The 17,490-nt window shown below is 71.0% G+C and carries 15 protein-coding genes and 3 tRNA genes; 4 read left to right on the forward strand and 14 right to left on the reverse strand.

What is annotated here, in order from left to right:
- The first annotated feature begins 34 nt into the window (after positions 1-34).
- A complete protein-coding gene (gene gndA, locus MUY14_RS34625) occupies positions 35-1,474 on the forward strand; it encodes an NADP-dependent phosphogluconate dehydrogenase (RefSeq protein ID WP_247015546.1) in 1,440 nt (479 codons plus the stop codon).
- Between the two features lie 96 nt (positions 1,475-1,570).
- Here the strand turns inward: gndA and MUY14_RS34630 are convergent, their stop codons facing one another.
- The 5 genes from MUY14_RS34630 to MUY14_RS34650 are packed head-to-tail and all read right to left on the reverse strand — an operon-like array spanning position 1,571 to position 5,860.
- Positions 1,571-2,308: a Clp protease N-terminal domain-containing protein gene (locus tag MUY14_RS34630; protein WP_247015548.1), complete on the reverse strand. Its 738-nt coding sequence runs from the start codon at positions 2,306-2,308 to the stop codon at positions 1,571-1,573.
- Positions 2,309-2,340: 32 nt separating this feature from the next.
- Positions 2,341-3,570, reverse strand: a complete 1,230-nt coding sequence (locus MUY14_RS34635) for an NAD(P)/FAD-dependent oxidoreductase (protein WP_247015550.1) — start codon at positions 3,568-3,570, stop codon at positions 2,341-2,343.
- A gap of 49 nt (positions 3,571-3,619) precedes the next feature.
- Positions 3,620-4,405 (reverse strand): IclR family transcriptional regulator, encoded by a 786-nt coding sequence (locus tag MUY14_RS34640; RefSeq protein ID WP_247015552.1) that lies wholly within the window; start codon positions 4,403-4,405, stop codon positions 3,620-3,622.
- Between the two features lies 1 nt (position 4,406).
- On the reverse strand, positions 4,407-4,724 hold the full coding sequence (locus tag MUY14_RS34645; protein WP_247015554.1) for an NIPSNAP family protein: 318 nt from the start codon (positions 4,722-4,724) through the stop codon (positions 4,407-4,409).
- Positions 4,721-5,860: a 5-methyltetrahydropteroyltriglutamate--homocysteine S-methyltransferase gene (locus tag MUY14_RS34650; protein ID WP_247015556.1), complete on the reverse strand. Its 1,140-nt coding sequence runs from the start codon at positions 5,858-5,860 to the stop codon at positions 4,721-4,723. The genes MUY14_RS34645 and MUY14_RS34650 overlap by 4 nt, the downstream gene beginning before the upstream one ends.
- A 121-nt stretch (positions 5,861-5,981) precedes the next feature.
- Between MUY14_RS34650 and MUY14_RS34655 the strand changes: the two genes are divergently transcribed.
- The gene (locus MUY14_RS34655; protein WP_247015558.1) at positions 5,982-7,304 is read left to right on the forward strand and encodes a nucleobase:cation symporter-2 family protein; all 1,323 of its coding nucleotides are present in this window, start codon (positions 5,982-5,984) and stop codon (positions 7,302-7,304) included.
- A gap of 224 nt (positions 7,305-7,528) precedes the next feature.
- On the opposite strand, the gene MUY14_RS34660 is transcribed toward MUY14_RS34655, so the two are convergent.
- Positions 7,529-8,038, reverse strand: coding sequence for a hypothetical protein (locus tag MUY14_RS34660; RefSeq protein WP_247015560.1), 510 nt, complete (start codon positions 8,036-8,038; stop codon positions 7,529-7,531).
- 170 nt (positions 8,039-8,208) lie between these two features.
- Here MUY14_RS34660 and MUY14_RS34665 point away from each other — a divergent pair, with 170 nt between their 5' ends.
- Positions 8,209-8,937, forward strand: coding sequence for a rhomboid-like protein (locus MUY14_RS34665; protein ID WP_247015562.1), 729 nt, complete (start codon positions 8,209-8,211; stop codon positions 8,935-8,937).
- 41 nt (positions 8,938-8,978) lie between these two features.
- Positions 8,979-11,300: an EAL domain-containing protein gene (locus MUY14_RS34670; protein WP_247015564.1), complete on the forward strand. Its 2,322-nt coding sequence runs from the start codon at positions 8,979-8,981 to the stop codon at positions 11,298-11,300.
- On the opposite strand, the gene MUY14_RS34675 is transcribed toward MUY14_RS34670, so the two are convergent.
- From MUY14_RS34675 to MUY14_RS34710, 8 genes are all read right to left on the reverse strand, one after another.
- On the reverse strand, positions 11,294-12,079 hold the full coding sequence (locus MUY14_RS34675) for an arylamine N-acetyltransferase (RefSeq protein WP_247015565.1): 786 nt from the start codon (positions 12,077-12,079) through the stop codon (positions 11,294-11,296). The two genes, MUY14_RS34670 and MUY14_RS34675, sit on opposite strands and share 7 nt — an antisense overlap.
- Before the next feature lie 33 nt (positions 12,080-12,112).
- Complete coding sequence (locus tag MUY14_RS34680) at positions 12,113-12,463, reverse strand: YciI family protein (protein WP_247015567.1); 351 nt, start codon at positions 12,461-12,463, stop codon at positions 12,113-12,115.
- A gap of 110 nt (positions 12,464-12,573) precedes the next feature.
- Complete coding sequence (locus tag MUY14_RS34685) at positions 12,574-13,962, reverse strand: hypothetical protein (protein WP_247015569.1); 1,389 nt, start codon at positions 13,960-13,962, stop codon at positions 12,574-12,576.
- Between the two features lie 730 nt (positions 13,963-14,692).
- Positions 14,693-14,766: transfer RNA gene (locus MUY14_RS34690), tRNA-Phe, on the reverse strand.
- Positions 14,767-14,797: 31 nt separating this feature from the next.
- Positions 14,798-14,871 (reverse strand) — tRNA-Asp (locus MUY14_RS34695).
- A gap of 21 nt (positions 14,872-14,892) precedes the next feature.
- Positions 14,893-14,965, reverse strand: a tRNA-Glu gene (locus tag MUY14_RS34700).
- A 99-nt stretch (positions 14,966-15,064) separates the two neighbouring features.
- Entirely contained in the window at positions 15,065-15,838 is a 774-nt protein-coding gene (locus MUY14_RS34705) for an SCO6745 family protein (protein ID WP_247015571.1), read from the reverse strand.
- Positions 15,839-15,987: 149 nt separating this feature from the next.
- Complete coding sequence (locus tag MUY14_RS34710; RefSeq protein WP_247015573.1) at positions 15,988-16,242, reverse strand: hypothetical protein; 255 nt, start codon at positions 16,240-16,242, stop codon at positions 15,988-15,990.
- Between the last annotated feature and the right edge of the window lie 1,248 nt (positions 16,243-17,490).

The raw sequence follows: 17,490 nt of genomic DNA on the forward strand, positions 1-17,490 counted from the left end.
GGTCTGAATCGAGAGAGTCTTCGGAAGGATGCGGATGAGCAAGAAGGCGAGCATCGGGGTCACCGGCCTGGCGGTCATGGGCCGCAACCTGGCCCGCAACCTGGCCCGGCACGGGCACACGGTGGCCCTGCACAACCGGTCCGAGGAGCGGACCCGCGCACTGGTGGAGCAGTTCGGCGACGAAGGCGACTTCATCCCGGCGTACTCCGCCCAGCAGTTCGTCGACGCGCTGGAGCGGCCCCGCCAGGTCGTGATCATGGTCAAGGCCGGCGGCCCGACGGACGCCGTCATCGACGAGTTCGCGCCGCTGCTCGAAGAGGGCGACGTGATCATCGACGCCGGCAACGCGCACTTCGCCGACACGCGCCGCCGCGAGAAGGCGCTGCGCGAGCGCGGGCTGCACTTCGTCGGCAGCGGCGTCTCCGGCGGCGAGGAAGGCGCGCTGCACGGGCCGAGCATCATGCCCGGCGGCTCGAAGGAGTCGTACGAGTCGCTCGGCCCGCTGTTCGAGGACATCTCGGCCAAGGTCGACGGCGAGCCGTGCTGCACGCACATCGGCGCGGACGGCGCCGGACACTTCGTGAAGATGGTGCACAACGGCATCGAGTACGCCGACATGCAGCTGATCGCGGAGTCGTTCGACCTGCTGCGCCACGCGGGCGGCTACGCACCCGCCGAGATCGCCGACGTCTTCCGCACGTGGAACACCGGGCGGCTCGACTCGTACCTGATCGAGATCACCGCCGACGTGCTCGCGCACGTCGACGCCGCGTCCGGCAAGCCGTTCGTCGACATCGTCGAGGACGCCGCCGAGCAGAAGGGCACCGGCCGCTGGACGGTGCAGATCGGCCTCGACCTCGGCGTCCCGATCTCGGGCATCGCCGAAGCCGTCTTCGCGCGTTCGCTGTCCGGCTCGAAGCCGCTGCGCGCGGCGGCCCGCGGCCTCGGCGGCCCGTCGGCGGCACCGCTGTCCGGCTCGGCGCTGGACAGCTTCGCCGACGACGTCGAGCAGGCGCTGTACGCGTCGAAGGTGGTCGCCTACGCCCAGGGCTTCAACCAGATCCAGGCCGGCGCGACCGAGTACGGCTGGGACATCGACCTCGGCAAGGTCGCCTCGATCTGGCGCGGCGGCTGCATCATCCGCGCGAAGTTCCTCAACGACATCACCTCGGCCTACGCCGACGAGCCGGAACTGCCGACGCTGCTGACCTCCGGCGGCTTCCGCAAGGCGGTCGAGGACGCGCAGGACTCGTGGCGCTCGGTGATCTCGACGGCGGTCAAGCTCGGCATCCCGACGCCGGGCTTCTCGACGGCGCTGGCGTACTACGACGGCCTCCGCGCCGACCGGCTGCCGGCGGCACTGGTCCAGGGCCAGCGCGACTTCTTCGGCGCCCACACCTACCGCCGCGTGGACCGCGAAGGCTCGTTCCACACGGCCTGGGCCGCCGACGGCCGCCCGGAGTCCGGCGCCTGATCCGGTGCTGCTCTGATCGGGAAAACCCCCTGGTCCATCCCGATCAGAGCAGCGTCACCAGCACCAGCGCGAGGAGCGCGGCGGCCAGGAGGAGTCTCACTGCTCGCGGGCGGCGAGGATCTCCGCCAGCACCTCCTGGATCTTCGCCTCGGCCTTGTCCTTCTTGACGCCGAGGCCGTCGAGCACCTCGAACCCGCTCCCCTCGCCCTGTTCCAGCAGCGCCAGCAGCATGTGCTCGGTGCCGATGTAGTTGTGCCCGAGCCGCAGCCCTTCGCGCATGGTGAGCTCGAGGGTCTTCTTGGCGGCGGGCGAGAACGGCATCGGGTCCGGCGTGGGGACGACCGCCTCGGGCAGCCGCGCTTCGGCGGCTTCGCGGACGGCGTCGAGCTGCACGCCCTGGGCGAGGATCGCGCCCGCCGCGAGCGCCGCGGGTTCGGTGAGCAGGCCCAGCACGATGTGCACGGTGTCGATGAACGGGCTGCCGTTGTCGACCGCCGCCTTCTGCGCCTCGACCACGACGTGCCGGGCCCGGTCGGTGTAGCGGCCGTAGACGCGTTCGATCGCGCCGCCCGGGTCACCCCCGGGGTCGACCTTGGGCACGAACCGCTTCTGGGCGGCCTGCTTGGTGACGCCCATGCTGGCGCCGATGTCGGTCCAGGACGCGCCGGAGCGCCGGGCCTGGTCGACGAAGTGGCCGATCAGGTGGTCGGCCACCTCACCGAGGTGCTGGCCGACGTAGACCGCGTCGGTCAGCTGGGCGAGGGCGTCCTTGTCGTTGTTGCTCTTGATCGCGCTGATGAGGTCGTCGAGTTTGACGTTGGCGGGAAGGTCCATGCCGTCAACTGTAGGTTGACGATGTTCGTGCGTCAACCGCGGGTTGACGCGGCCTTCAGGTGGGCCTTCAAGTCGAACTCGCTCAGCTCGAGGTCCGCGTACCGCGGGTGCGGATCGGCGGTGAACAGCCGCCGCGCCGCGATGTGGTCCGCGGGCCGGTTCACCGACTCCACGGCGATCAGGACGCCGTCGCGGAAGGACAGCACCGAGAACTTGCCCGCGGCCCGGTCGCCCGTCACCACCGTCTTGTCGGCGCCGGAGAGGATGCCCGCGATCTGCAGCTTCGCGCCCGACTGGTCGGTCCAGAACCACGGCAGGCTCGCGTACGGCTCGGGGGTCCCGGTGATCGCCGCGGCCACGCTGCGGGCCTGGTCGACGGCGTTCTGCACGGACTCCAGCCGGGTCGCCACGCCCGCCTGCACGCACGGGAAGTTCGCGCAGTCGCCGATGGCGAAGATGTTCTCGTCCGCCGTCCGCAGGTGCGCGTCGACGACCACGCCGTTGTCCACGGGCAGCCCGGCCTCGACGGCCAGCGTCGTCTCGGGCACGACGCCGACGGCGATCACGACCAGGTCGGCGGGCAGCCGGGTGCCGTCGGAGAGCTCGACCTCGCGCACCCGGGAGTCGCCGTGCAGCGCCGAAACGCCCTGGCCCAGCAGCACCGTGTGCCCGGCTTCGCGGTGCAGCGCGGCGAAGTAGGCGGAGATCTCCGGCGTCGCGACCCGGTTGAGCAGCCGGTCCTGCGCCTCGACGACCGTCACCGGGCGGCCGGCGTGCGAAGCGAGCTCCAGCCCGATGAAGCCCCCGCCGGCCACGACGACGTTTTCCGCGTGCGCCAGCGATTCGCGGAGGCGGTCGGCGTCGTCGCGGGTGCGCAGGGCCAGCACGCCCGGCAGGTCCGCGCCCGGCACCGGCAGCGCGCGGTTGCGGGCGCCGGTGGCCAGGACCAGGTGGTCGTAGCCGAGTTCGCGGCCGTCTTCGAGCTGCACTTTCGACGTGGCCCGGTCGATCGAGGCGACCCGCCCGGCGACCAGCTCGATGTCCTTCTCGGTGAAGAAGTCCGCGCCGCGCAGGTGCAGCTGGTCGAGCCCGGCGGTCCCGGCCAGGTAGGCCTTCGACAGCGGCGGCCGCTGGTACGGCACGCCCGGCTCGTCCCCGATCAGCACGACCCGGCCGTCGAAGCCGCGATCCCGCAGCGACGCCACGGCCTGGAACCCGCTCTGCCCCGCCCCGACGACGAGAACCGTCTTCTGTGCACCCATGTCCGCCATCCGATCACAAGCGGCCCTGGATCGTCGAGCAGCAGACCTGCTACTGGCGGCCGCCTGCCGAGCGCAGCGCGCGCGGTGCCCCCAGCACCCGCGAAATCCCCCGCGCCGCCGCCCGGACGGCCGGGACCAGCGTCCGCGGGTCCGTCCCCGTCGCCGGGACGACGACGGAGATCGCCGCCGCCACTTCGTCGGTGGCGTCGTAGACCGGGGCCGCCACGGACAGCGCGATCAGCTCGATCTGACCGTCGCTGATCGCGTAGCCGTCGCGCCGGACGTCGGCGAGCACGCGCCGCAGCCGCGCGGCCGAGCCGATCGTCTTGGGCGTGAACGTCTTGAGCGGCCCGGCCAGCACCTCCTCCTGCGCCTCGGTGGGCGCGTGCGCGAGCAGCACCTGCCCGACGCCGGTGGCGTGCGCGGGCAGCCGGCCGCCCACCCGCGTCAGGACGTTGACCGCGCCGCGGCCGGAAATCCGTTCGACGTAGACGACTTCGGCTCCGTCGAGCACGGCGAGCTGCACGTTCTGGTGCGTGGCCTCGTAGAGGTCCTCCAGGAACGGCATCGCGCTCTCCCGCAGCTCGGCCCCGTGCGGCGCCAGCGACGCGACCTCCCACAACCACAGGCCGACGCGGTACACGCCCGCTTCGTCGCGGACGAGCGCCCCGCGCCGGGTCAGCTCGCCGGCCAGCCGGTGCGTGGTCGACAGCGGCAGCCCGACGCGGCGGCTGAGCTCGGACAGCGTCAGCCGCGGCCGCTCGGCCGTGAAGGCGCCCAGCAGGTCGAGGACGCGGTCCACGACCGACGTCGGGCGCCGCGCGCCGTGGCGCACGTCAGAGGTCGTCGTCGGGCAGGAGCGGGCGCATGAACGACCGCCGGTACCGCACCACGCAGCCGCTTTCCTCGCGGATCTTGTCGGCCTCGATGAAGTCCGGGTCGACGCCGAACAGCGTCCGGTAGCGCTCGTAGGCGGCGAGGCTCTCGAAACTGAACAGCGCCCTGGCTTCGTCGCTCGCCCCTTCCGAGGGCAGGAAGTAGCCGTGGTGGACGCCGCCTTCCCGCTGCACCAGCCGCATCCACGCGGCGGCGAAGCGTTCGAAGTCGGCGATCTTGGCGGGGTCGATGACGTAGTCGACGACGCACGTGATCACCGGCCGCCCCAGACGCGGTCGGCCGTCGCCACGATCAGCTCCAGCTTGCGCAGCTGGTCGTCCGGCGTCAGGTCGTTGCCCTCCTCGGTCGAGGAGAACCCGCACTGCGGGGACAGGCAGAGCTGGTCGACGTCGACGTACCGCGACGCCTCTTCGATGCGCCGCACCAGGACGTCGGCGTCTTCGAGCTCCGGTCGCTTGGTGGTGACCAGGCCGAGGACGACCTTCTTGCCCTTCGGCACGAACCGCAGCGGCTCGAAGCCGCCGGAGCGTTCGTCGTCGAACTCCAGGAAGAACCCGTCGACGGCGAGTTCGCCGAAGAGCGCTTCCGCGACGAACTCGTAGCTCCCGGACGCGACCCACGAGGACCGGAAGTTGCCGCGGCACAGGTGGGTCGTCACGGTCAGGTCGTCGGGCCGGCCGGCCAGTGCCGCGTTCATCGTCGCGATGTTGCGCAGGTGCTGGGTGTCCGGGTCGCCGCCCATCCGCGCGACGAGCTCCCGCTGCGCCGGGTCGTTGAGGTAGGCGAGGCTGGTGTCGTCGAGCTGGAGGTACCGGCCGCCGAGGCCGTGCACCGCGGCGACCTGCGCCGCGTACGCCGCGCTCAGGTCGGCGAAGAACTCTTCCAGGTCCGGGTAAACGCTTTCGCTCACCGCCGCCCGGCCGCCGCGGTAGTAGACCATGCTCGGCGACGGGATGGTCAGCTTCGGCGTCACCCCGGCGTCCACATGGGACTTCAGGAACTCGAAGTGCGCGGCGAAGATCGGCTCGTCGAGCCGCACCTTCCCGTCGACCTGCAGGCCCGGCGGGCTGAACTCGAGGTCCCCGGCCAGGTTGTGGAACTTGACGTGCAGCCGCTCGTCGCTCTTGGAGATGCCGCCGAGCGCGTAGATGAAGTCCATGTGCCACGACGCACGGCGGAATTCGCCGTCGGTCGCCGAACTCAGCCCGGCGGCCTTCTGCATCTTGATCACGTCGCGGATCGCGTCGTCTTCGACCGCGCGGAGCTGCTCCGCGCCGATCTCACCGGATTCGTGCCGCCGCCGCGCGTCACGCAGCACCGGGGGCCGCAGCAGGCTCCCGACGTGATCGGCGCGGAACGGCGGGCCCACCTGGGGAATACCGCCCGAAGTCATGCACCGATGGTCACACATCCGGGACCGTTCCGCCTTACTCAGGAAACAAGATCATGACCCCCGGGACTTGCTACCGTCACGCCCGGCGCGTTGGCTGTTCCCCGGTCGAAAGGGGCCCCGCATGACGAAACACCCGGTAGACGAGGTGCTGCCCGCCGGGCGGCTGGCCCTGCTCGGCCTCCAGCACATGTCGATCATGTACGCCGGCGCCGTCGCGGTGCCGCTGATCGTGGGCAGCGCGCTGAAGCTGGACCCGGCCACGATCGGCTTGCTCGTCAACGCCGACCTGCTCGTGGCGGGCATCGCGACGCTGATCCAGTCGATCGGCGTCGGGAAGCTCCTCGGCATCCGGTTGCCGGTGGTCGCGGGCGCGACGTTCAGCGTCGTGAACCCGATGATCCTGATCGCGTCCCAGTACGGCCTGACCGCGGTCTACGGCGCGATGCTAGCCTCCGGCGTCTTCGGGCTGCTGATCGCGAAGCCGTTCGCGAAGCTGATCCGGTTCTTCCCGCCGCTGGTCACCGGGACGCTGCTGCTCGTCATCGGCGTCTCGCTGCTCGGCCCGGGCGCGGGGCTGATCGCGGGCAACGACCCCACCGCACCGGACTACGCGGCCCTCTCGCACCTCCTGCTCGCGTTCGGCGTGCTCGTGCTGCTGATCCTGTTCACGCGGGTGCTGCGCGGGTTCGCCAACCAGATCGGGCCGCTGCTGGCGCTCGCGATCGGGCTCGTGGCCGCGATCCCGCTGGGGCTGGTGCACTGGGACGGGCTGGGCGCGGCCGGCTGGTTCGGGCTCGCGTCGCCGTTCCACTTCGGGGCGCCGACGTTCCCGGTCGCCGCGGTGCTGTCGATGTGCGTGGTCATGCTGGTGACGTTCACCGAGTCGACCGCGGACATGATCGCCGTCGGCGAGATCACCGGGCGCCCGCCGACCGACTCCGACCTCGCGCGCGGCCTGGCCACCGACGGCTTCTCGGCCGTGCTCGGCGGCGTGCTGAACTCCTTCCCCGACACGGCGTTCGCGCAGAACGTCGGCCTGGTCCGGATGACCGGCGTCCGCAGCCGCTGGGTGGTCGCGGTGACCGGCGGGATCCTGGTGCTGATGGGCCTGGTCCCGAAGATCGGCGCGTTCATCGCGGCGATCCCGCAGCCGGTGGTCGGCGGGGTCGCGGTGGTCATGTTCGCGATGGTCGCCGCGGTCGGCGCGCAGAACCTGCGCACGGTCGAGTTTTCCGGTAACCACAACACTTTCATCGTCGCGGTGGCCCTCGGCGTCGGCCTGCTGCCGGCGTTCGCGCCGAAGATCTTCCAGCACTTCCCGGCCTGGCTGCAGACGATCTGCGGCAGTTCGATCACGGTGGCGGCGGTGCTGGCGTTCACGCTGAACCTGCTGTTCAACCACCTCGGCCGGCAGCGGGAGCCGGACCTGCTGGAAGCGCCGTGAGCAGCCGTTCGACGAGCCGGGCGCCGGATTTCGTCCACCGACGGCACTTCCTCGCCGCGGGTCGCGGCCCCGTCGAGTGCCTCTGGCCGCGCGGGTCGCGCATCGGTGCGTCAGACGCAACCAACGCCACATCGGGGCGGGCCAGGTCCTCAAGACGTGGCCGATGACCAAGGCGGAACGCAACGAGGTCGCACGGCAGCTACATCGCGGAGAAGCCGGCGTGATCACCAGCAGATGATCAGCAGGCAGGTCGGCTTCGGCGGTGCCGGGGTCGACGGGCGGGTCGGCGGGCGGCCACCCGAGGACGTCGTAGTGGGGGTGCTCGAGCTCGACGGGTCACCGCTGGTCGGCGTGGGCGTCGGCGTCGCGGAATCGGTGCTGGTCTCGGCGGCCGGGGAACTGCCGGGCACCTCGGTGACGGTCTCCCGGGGCACGCCGACGCCGGGGACGACGTCGCCGCCGCCGGTGCCGCCCTCCGGCGGGGAGTCGGTGGCCTGGTCGGCGCCGCCCAGCCCGGTGGTGCGCTGCGGGAACGGGATCACCTGGATCTGGTCGACCGCGGACGCGTCCGGCGTGCCCTTGCCGCCGAGCCCGACCAGCACCGCGGCGGCCCCGCAGCCGATGACGACGGCGAGCATCACCGCGAGCACGCGCCACCGCGACTGCCCCGGTCCCGTCCGGTCACCCCAGCCCTCGCGCACGAGCAGCTCGGCGACCGATACCTCGTCGTTCACCCCGACAGACCTTCCCGAGAGGCCTTTCGGCCGAGATCGTGGCCGTATTTTTACCGCACAAGCCACCCAAATGGGTGAGGAACTGGTAAAAATCTCCCCCCGGTTGCCAGAGTTCGACGGTGAGTGACAAGCACAGCGTTTTCTAAGCTGGCACTGGTGATACTCCCAGCATGACCGGCGAAGCTCAGGCCATGCTGCTGAAAGCCGGACGGCCGGCCCCCGCGATCGCCGTCCCGCGGCGCTTCAGTGTGCGGCAGTTCGTCCGGTTCCTCCCGAATCCGAAGGCGACGCCCTTCACCTTCGGCTACCTGGTCCTGCTGCTCGGTACGACGCTGGTGCTCAAGTTCGCCGACCCCGCGGTGACCGAGCGGCTGCTCCGGCTGTCCAGCACCGACGCCCACAACCTCTGGCGGCGGCCGCTGACCTCGCTGCTGACCAGCGCGCTCTGGCTCTCCGACGAAGGCTGGCTCGCCTACGTCGTGATCTTCGCGATCGCCGTCGCCCCGCTCGAACGCCGGTTCGGCGCCCGCCGCGCGGCGACCGTGTTCTTCTCCGGGCACGTGCTGGCCACGCTCGTCACCGAGCTGCCGGTGATGGCGCTGATCAGCGCGCGCGTCCTGCCGGCCTCGGCCGGGCACTGGCTCGACATCGGTGTCAGCTACGGCTTCTTCACCACGGCCGGCGCGCTGGTGTTCCTGCTGCGCGGCCGGGCGCGGCTCGCCGGGCTGGCCGCGCTCGAGGCGTTCATCGCGGTGATCTGGCTCGCCGACGACCCGGCGAGCCTCGATGCGGTCGTCACGCTGCTCGGCCACGCGGTCGCCGCGCACTTCGGGCTGCTGTTCTGGGGTCCGCGGCTGCGTCTCGCGGCGGGTAGGCAGGCGTCGGCGTCGGTGGTGTAATCGACGGGCCACAAGCCGCGAAGCACGGGGGACGGACGCTCATGGAGGCTGACTCGCTCACCGAGCTGGTCGAGCTGAGTCCGGACGCGATCTGCGTCCACGAGCACGGCGTCCTCACCTTCGCCAACCGGGCCGCACTCGACACGTTCGCCGCGCGCGGCCCCGCCGAAGTCGTCGGGCGCCGGTTCGCCGATTTCGTCGCCGAGGATTCCCAGGCCGAGCTGGCCGGGAAGCTCGCGCGGCTGACCGAGCCGGGCCAGGCGAGCGAGCCGGTCGAGGCGCTGATGTCCCGGCTCGACGGGAGCAAGTTCGCCGTCGAGACCGTCGTCGTGCGCCTGCGGGGCGCCGCCGCGTACCAGGTCGTCATGCGGGACATCACGGCGAAGAAGGCGGCCGCGGACGCCCTCCGCTACCAGGCCGCGCTCGTGTCGCACGTCAGCGACGCCTTGATCGCGACCACCGGCGAAGGCGTCGTGACCAGCTGGAACCCGGCCGCCGAGGCGGTGTACGGCTGGACCGCGGCCGAGGCCGTCGGGCGCCGCGCGAGCGAGCTGGTCGGCGCGCCGCTGGACCTGGTGGCCATCCGCCGCGGCGGCGGGGTCGCCGAGGCGGTGCACCGGCGGCGCGACGGCGCTCCCCTCGCCGTCCGCGTTTCGGCTGCTGAGATGAACGACGGCTACGTGCTCGTCTGCGCCGATGAAACCGCGCGGCGGCGGGCCGAGCAGAACTACCGCACGGTCGTCGCTTCGCTCGACGAAGGCGTGCTGGTGATGGGCCCGACCGGGCTGATCGAGGCGGCGAACCCGGCCGCGTGCCGGATCATCGGCGTCCCCGAACCCGACCTGGTCGGCGTGCCGTGCCACACGCTGGTGCTGTTCACCGAGGCCGGGCACTGGATCCCGCCGGACGAGACGCCGTCGGTGCAGTCCCGGCGGACCGGCGTCACGCACAACGGCCTGGTCGTGCGCCTGCGCCGGCCGGACGGACGGGACGTCTGGGTGTCGCTGACCTCGCGGCTGCTCGACCCGGACGACCCGGCGGCGCGGGCCGTGGTCACGACGTTCACCGACATCACCGAGACCCGCGCGATCGGCGCGCGGCTGGCCCACGACGCCACCCACGACCCGCTGACGCGGCTGGCCAACCGGACGCTGGTGCTCGACCGGCTCGACGTCCGCGGGCGCGGCCCGCTCACGGTGCTGTTCCTCGACCTGGACAAGTTCAAGGTCATCAACGACTCGCTCGGGCACCCGGTCGGCGACCAGGTGCTGCGGATCGTCGGCGAGCGCCTGCGCCGCAGCTCGGGGCGCGAGGACCTGGTCGGCAGGCTCGGCGGCGACGAGTTCGTCGTCGTCACCGGCGAAGTCACCGAAGCCGTCGAAGTCCGCGCGCTGGCCGAGCACCTGCGGGCCGCGCTGGCCGAGCCGATCGGCGTGCTCGGCAGGCAGCTCCACCTCGACGCCAGCATCGGCGTCGTCCTCGTCGGCGCCGCCGACGGCCGCAGCGCCGAAGACCTGCTGCGCGACGCGGACGTCGCGATGTACCAGGCGAAGACGCTCGGGCGCGGCCGGCACCACTTCTTCGACGTCGGCCTGCGCGAGCGCATGCAGCGGCGGCTGCGGATGGAGCAGGACCTGCGCGACGCGGTCCACGACGGCCAGCTCTGGCCCGCCTACCAGCCGGTCGTCGACCTGCGGACCGGCGAGATGGTCGCGGTCGAGGCGCTGCTGCGCTGGACGCACCCGCGCCAGGGCGCGATCCCGCCCGCGGAGTTCATCCCGCTCGCCGAGGAGAGCGACCTGATCAACGTGATCGGCAAGGCGATGCTGCGCGCGACGACCCGCGAACTCGCCACGCGGCGCGGCCGCGGCCTGGACCTGACGCTGAAGGTGAACCTGTCGGCCCGCCAGCTCGACGACCCGCACCTGGTGCCCGCGGTCCAGGACGCGCTGGCGAGCACCGGGCTCCCGGCCGCCGCGCTGTGCCTGGAGGTCACCGAAAGCGCGTTGATGCGCGATCAGCAGGCGGCCGCGGAAGTGCTGGCATCGTTGCGGTCATTGGGTGTCCTGCTGGCGATCGACGACTTCGGCACCGGCTATTCGTCGCTCGCCCAGCTGCGGCGGCTGACGCTGGACACGCTCAAGATCGACCGCTCGTTCATCACCGGGATCGCCGAATCCCGCGACGCGGCGGCGATCGTCACGAGCATCATCGCGATGGCCCACGCTGTCGACCTGACGGTGATCGCCGAGGGCGTCGAATCCGCCGAGCAGGTGGACCTGCTCCGGTCGCTGGGGTGCGACCAGGCGCAGGGCTACCACCTCGGCCGCCCGGTCGCGGCCGCCGAACTTTTCGGTCAGTAACGGGTTTTGAGCCGCGCGAGCTCGTCCGCGGTCAGCTCGATGCCGAGGTCCTTGAGGGTCGCGTCGAGCTCGTCGGGCGCGATGGTAGTGGTTTCGCGGTGGCCACCGGGTTTTTCGACGGTGAGTTCGCGGCCGAGGAGCTGCCGGCTGACGCCCGGTTCGAGCGTCATGATCACGAGCCGGCCGGTGAACGGCGACTTCGGGTGCGTCGAGGTGTAGTGGTGGTAGACCTCGTAGTCGATGGGGTGCATCCCGTTGAGCCGGAACTCGAGGATGTCCTCACCGTCCTTCTGCAACGTCCACCAGCCGTCCCGGTGCTGAAGACGCTGGGGCCAGCCGGCTTGGTCGACTTCGACGCCGTCCACGAGCGGGATCGGGTCGAGGATCCCGGCCCCGAACCCGACGTCGGCGAGGAAGCGGCGGCCGTCGGCCTCGACGACGAGCGTCATGTGCGTGTACGGCCCGGGCCGGCGCGGCTGGACGCGCGCGGAAAGCCGGTGCACGGTGTAGCCGAGCCGCTCGAGGACGGCGGCGAAGAGGCCACTCTGTTCGTAGCAGTAGCCGCCCCGCCGCCGCCCGACGAGCTTGGCGCTCACGACGTCGAGCGAAATCCCTTGGTGCTGCCCGAGAACGACGTCGACGTTCTCGAACGGGATCGCGCCGACGTGCGCCCGCATGAGGTCCCGCAGCGCCGCTTCGGACGGCGGGCGGCGCTGTTGCCCGGTGCGCGCCAGGTAGGCGTCGAGATCGACGGCGTCGATGCCCCATTCCTCGGTCATGGGCCCAGCGTGCACCCTCGACCTTGATCGAGGTCAACCCTCGTGCACGACCTTCCGCACCTCGACGGCGGTGTACCGGGCGTCGGGGATCTTCGCGGCCAGCTCGATCGCGCGGGCTTCGCTCTCGACGTCGACGACGTAGTAGCCGCAGAGGAAAGCTTCGGACGCGACGAACCCGCCGTCCGCGGTGTGCGCGACGCCGTCCTCGACGGTGACGGTCTTGCTCTCGGCCGCTTCGGCGAGCGCTTTGGTCTCGACCATCTCGCCGGATTCGGTGACGAGCTTGATGAACTCGCCGTGTCCTTCGTAGACGCCGTTCTTCTGGTCGTCGGTGAGGGTGGCCCACAGCGTCGGGTTCATGTGGAGGGTCAGGAGGTAGCGCATGTCGTCTCCCCGGTTCGGGCGGCGGCCCCGGTCGGGCTGCCTTCGCCGGGTGGTCGGTGCCGGCTGCCGCGTCCGGACACGGCTCTCAGCGGTTCACTCGTTCGGCCTAACTACGCGAGTCCGAGTGCGGCCAGCACCTTCCGCACCGCCTCGACCACCGGAGCGCCGACCTCGCCCGCGAAAGTGGCCACACCGAGGATCTTCTTGGCGGCCTTCTTGAGCAGGCCCGGCTCGCTCTTGCCGTCGGCGATCACCGCGTGCGCTTCGTCGAGTTCGGCGGCCTCGTCCGCGTCGAGCCGGGGTTTCATCAGCTCGATCGCCTCGGCGAGTTCGCGGAGTGCGTCTTCCTTCCCGCCGACCGTCCAGGTGTTGCCTTCGACCTTGTTGTCCCGGCCGATCACGCTGTTCGACACCGGGGCGCTGATCTCGTACTTGTCGTTGCTGCTCATGTCCCTCTTGTCCACGTAGGTGATCCGGATGTGGTTCCTGATCGTGCTTTCCGGCAGCCGCGCGGTTCGCTCGATCAGCAGGTCCAGGCTTTTGAGGATGCCTTTGCTCTGCCCCAGCAGTTCCGAGCGCAGGCCGCGCAGAACGGCCGGGGAGGCCAGTTCTTCGCAGTTTCCGGCGAAGGCGAGCGCGGACGACTGGTCGAACCCGCCCCGTTCCTTCGGAACGAGGATTTTCAGCTGGGCGGCGAGGAAGCTCTTCAGCTTTTCTTCCGAGAAGATTTCCGGCGCGCTGTTCCAGGCCCGGATGACCCCGCGCAGCGATTCCCGCTCGGCGTGCAGCCGCCAGAGGTTCCCGCGGATCTGCCGGGCTCGCGCCCGGTCCGCGACGACGCCGGTGACCACCGACCAGACGGGGACGATCTTCGCACCGGACTCCACCTGGTAGCCGTTGACGGAGGTGCTGTCGAAGCGCCGGCTGCTCAGGTCGCCGAACAGGTGCGCGGCGGGTTCGGCCAGCACCGCGGGGAGGCCGCCGGCCACCAGGTCGCCCGGCGCCGCGGTCCCGAAGGACTTGGCCGTCGACACTTCGAGGAACCGCCTGGCCAGGGCTTTCCCACTGTCGCCCAGCGGCCGGCCGGCCCCGGCGGGAGCCGTGCGCACCTTGACCGCGAGGCAGTCCCGCGCGATGTCCCGCAGCATGTCCTCGGTCAGCCGCGCCCGGCGGCGATCGTCGACGTCGAACCCGAAGTCGAGCCGGGCGGAGACACCGGAGGAGTAGAGCCGGCGGAACACGGGGGTGATCCGCGTGCCGTCCCGCAGCGCCGGCGGTTCGGCGTCGACGAACCGGACGAAGTTCTTCGCGTCGCAGAAGGCCCTTTCCCCGGACCAGTCGGAAATGCCCCCGCGCCGCCGATCCCGGATCGGGCCGGCGTCGCGCACGAACTCGTCATCGCTGACCGGATCCGGCCAATGCGGAGAAGCCAGCCGCCCGGTGGGAAATGCAGCCAGCAACCGGAGATCGACCAGCGGCAGCTGCACGACGACGAGCATGGAATCGTTTCCCCCCGACGGCCCGAGTTTAGGGCAGAACGATCCCCTCGTCGAACGTAATGGGGATCGCCGCCCAGGAACGGTCCGGCAGGGCCGACCCCGGAACCACCCGGGTCTCCGCCCTGCCGAGCCCAGCACCGGCACAAACCGGCGCGCGGGTCGCCGCCGACTCCTGCACTTGCCTCCACGTGAGGACAATTCCCCACGCACCAGGTTGTTCCCCGGCCGGCTCGCGGCCGCCGAGGACGCTCGTTGCGCGCAACAAGGCTCCCAGGTTAGCGCGCAGGTTGCTCCGCCGCCGTGGACAACCCCGTGCGCCATCACGCCGGGTGCCTCGATAGGAATGCCGCATGGCCTACGTCAGGTTCCAGAGCGCCGAGCCCGACGCCGATGGGCGCCACCCCGGCTTCCTCGGCTTGAACAACAACCTGAGCAAGGCAGGCCGTCTTCGACCACTCGGTCAACCCGGGCGCGACCGCGTGATTCAAGGAGTCGGCTGAAGCGCTCGTCGCTCGCGCTGCCGGCTACCTCGAAATCCTCGACGCCCACGGCGTCCGGTGCGACAAGCTGGTCTCGCACCAGGCGCCCGGGAGGATCATCTACGAGGACGCCGACCAGATCGTGGTCGTCCCGTTCAGCGCTTGACGACGGTCAGCGGCGGCACCCGCCGGACTGGCCCCGAACACAAGAAAGCCGCCTTGACCAGAGTCAAGACGGCTTCTTCGAACGGTGGCCAGGGCCGGGGTCGAACCGGCGACCTTCCGCTTTTCAGGCGGACGCTCGTACCAACTGAGCTACCTGGCCGGGAACGCCGGCAAGGAGCCGAACGATCTTGCGACCCTGACGGGACTCGAACCCGCGACCTTCGCCGTGACAGGGCGACGCGCTAACCAACTGCGCCACAGGGCCTTGCGTTACTACTGTACTGCGTACTCCCAACGGGATTCGAACCCGCGTTGCCGCCTTGAAAGGGCGGAGTCCTAGGCCACTGAACGATGGGAGCCCGGTCGGTTTCGGGTGACCGACCGACCGCGCTCTCAGGTCCCCCTGGGAGCGATTACAAGCATAGGGCACGCCGCCACCGCTTTGCACAGGGGGTTCCTTAAGCCTCCAGCGAAGCCGGGACCTGCGCAAACGCCGCGAGTTCCGCCAGCCGGCGCTCGAGCTCGCTCCGCTCCCCCTCGGACAGCGCGGACGCCAGGAGTTCGTCGATCCGCTCGTCCGTGATCGCTTCGGCCTCGAGCCAGCGCTCACGGAGGTCCGGCTTGCGCTCCGCCGCGGCGACGAGCGCGTCGGCCGCGTCCTCCGGCCACGCGGTGCGCAGCAGCCGCGCGCGCCCGCCCTCGGGGTCGGCGACGACCGCCTCGGGCACCGTCACGCCCAGGGCCCGCAGCGCGGCGAAGTGCAGGCCGCCGCGCAGCTCGCGGAAGACCATCAGCGCGAAGCCGAGGCGTTCGACGTCACCTTCGGGCCGCTTGGCGTGCTTCCAGCCGGCGAACAGCGCCAGCCCGCTCGCGTCGGCGGCGTCGACCACGCGGAACAGCAGCTCGCCCAGGCGTCCGGGTTCCGATACGGCCGAAAGGGTGGCGCGCGACCACCGAGCCGACGACTCGGAGTAGGCACGGACGGCGCCGGGGGCATCGATGGCCGCCGTCGCCGCCGGCAGGACGAAGTCGAACAGCCAGTGCGGGAAGATCCCGAACAGCTCCGCGGCCACCTTCGGCGGCACGTCCCCGAGCACCGCCGACCGCCCCCGGAGGTAGAGCGACCGAGGCGGCAGCCCGACCTCGGCCTCGACCGCCGCCAGCTCCAGCGAAGTCATGAACTTCCCCCCGAGCACCTGCACCACCGACCGGATCCGGTTCGCCGTCGTCATGTTCGTTCCCTTTCGACCCGACAAACGTAACACTGTTACGAAACCTGCGTCAAAGAACCGGCGAAGACCAGCCAATTACTCCCCAGAAAGACAACCGACCTGCAAGAACATCACGGGAAGGGTCCGGCACCAACACCGGACCCACCGGCTCACCGCTGAACCGGCGCCTGCCCGTCGTCGTCCAGGTTCAACCCCAGCATCTCCAGCAGCTGAACACAGTCATCCACCCCCAACGCCCCGGCCGCGACCGCCAGCCGAGCCCGCCGAACCTGATCGTCCGACACCCGCTGCGCATCCCCGGCCCCACTGCGCTGCGCCGGCAACGCACCGGCGAACGGAGCACTCCCCCCATCGGCACCTTCGTACCGAAGGAGGAACTGCCGCACTTCAACAGACCCGCTCATAGCTCCTCCACACGGCTCACAACAGCTTGGCCGCGAGGCTAACCAGCGCCGGCCGCCACACACAGCCCCCCGGAGAGTGAACCTGAGACCACGCTCCGCTCAACGCAGCGCAATCGGCAAGGCAGGAGAAGAGCACCACCCGAACGAACGTCACCCACCACGAAGTGACACCACACGCGGAAAAATCCCGCTCTCCACTCGCCCTCCCCACCAAGTCGTGCAACAATCGAGGTGCTGACACACCCCCGGTCAGCGCCTGTGGAGATCCCCTCCGACCCCCGCGTTCCTCCCCCTGGCGCGGGGGTCCTCCATTTCTGGGCCTGCTCGGGCTTCGCCCTGCGCTACGGCCCATTCATTCCGGCGTATTGCCCGGGGGCCGAGCCCCCGGAGCCCCCACGGTGCCTTCGGTTCGGCTTGGTGGGGTGGGCGCCTCGGGCGCTGGGCGCCCTGGCTCAGTTGGGTCCACGTCCGTTGGTTGCAGCCCCTCCGTTGGGCTGCCCCTGTAGACGCTTGGCGATGGGGTTCGGTTGAGTGGGTTTGCTCGGTTGGGCTCTTCCCGGGCGTCTCTGCCGGTCGCTCCCGCTCTTGTGGCCTACCCGTGTCGGTAAGGCCGTCCTGCTGAGCTGACCCTTCCGCGCGGCCCTTCTCACTCCCAGCCGACCCGTCCCGGTTCGGCTCTCCCGCGCAGCCCTTCTGGCCTCCGCGGCCCCATCTCGCTTCTGCCTTCCGCGCGGCCCTGCTCGCCCCGCCGCCCCATCTCGGTTCCGTTCCACCCGCGCAGCCCTGGCGGTCCCAGCCACCCCATCTCGCTTCCGTCCACCCGCGCAGCCCTGGCGGTCCCAGCCACCCCATCTCGCTTCCGTCCACCCGCGCAGCCCTGGCGGTCCCAGCCACCCCATCTCGCTTCCGTCCACCCGCGCAGCTCTACTCACCCCCGCACAACCCAGTCCGGTTCGACACAGCCGCGCAGCCCTGCTGACTCCCGCCGTCCCATCCCGCTTCAGCCTCCCGAGCGGCCCTTGTTCGCACCCCCGGCCGCCCCGTCTCGACCATCGCCCCTCTGGGCGCATGCGGTCAGCCAGGGTTCTCGTGCTGGCCGCGGTCGCCGGCGGTCTGCTCGTCGCTCCACCTCACCCGCGTCGGCCGCGGCTCTCTGGCCGCCCTCCACAGCCCCGCCCCGGCTCGCACAGCCCACCCCAGTCGCTTTCCCTCAAGCGCCCGCCGTCGGCCATCGCCCCATTGAGCCCG

The organism is Amycolatopsis sp. FBCC-B4732, assembly GCF_023008405.1.
Classification (GTDB): Bacteria; Actinomycetota; Actinomycetes; order Mycobacteriales; family Pseudonocardiaceae; genus Amycolatopsis; species Amycolatopsis pretoriensis_A.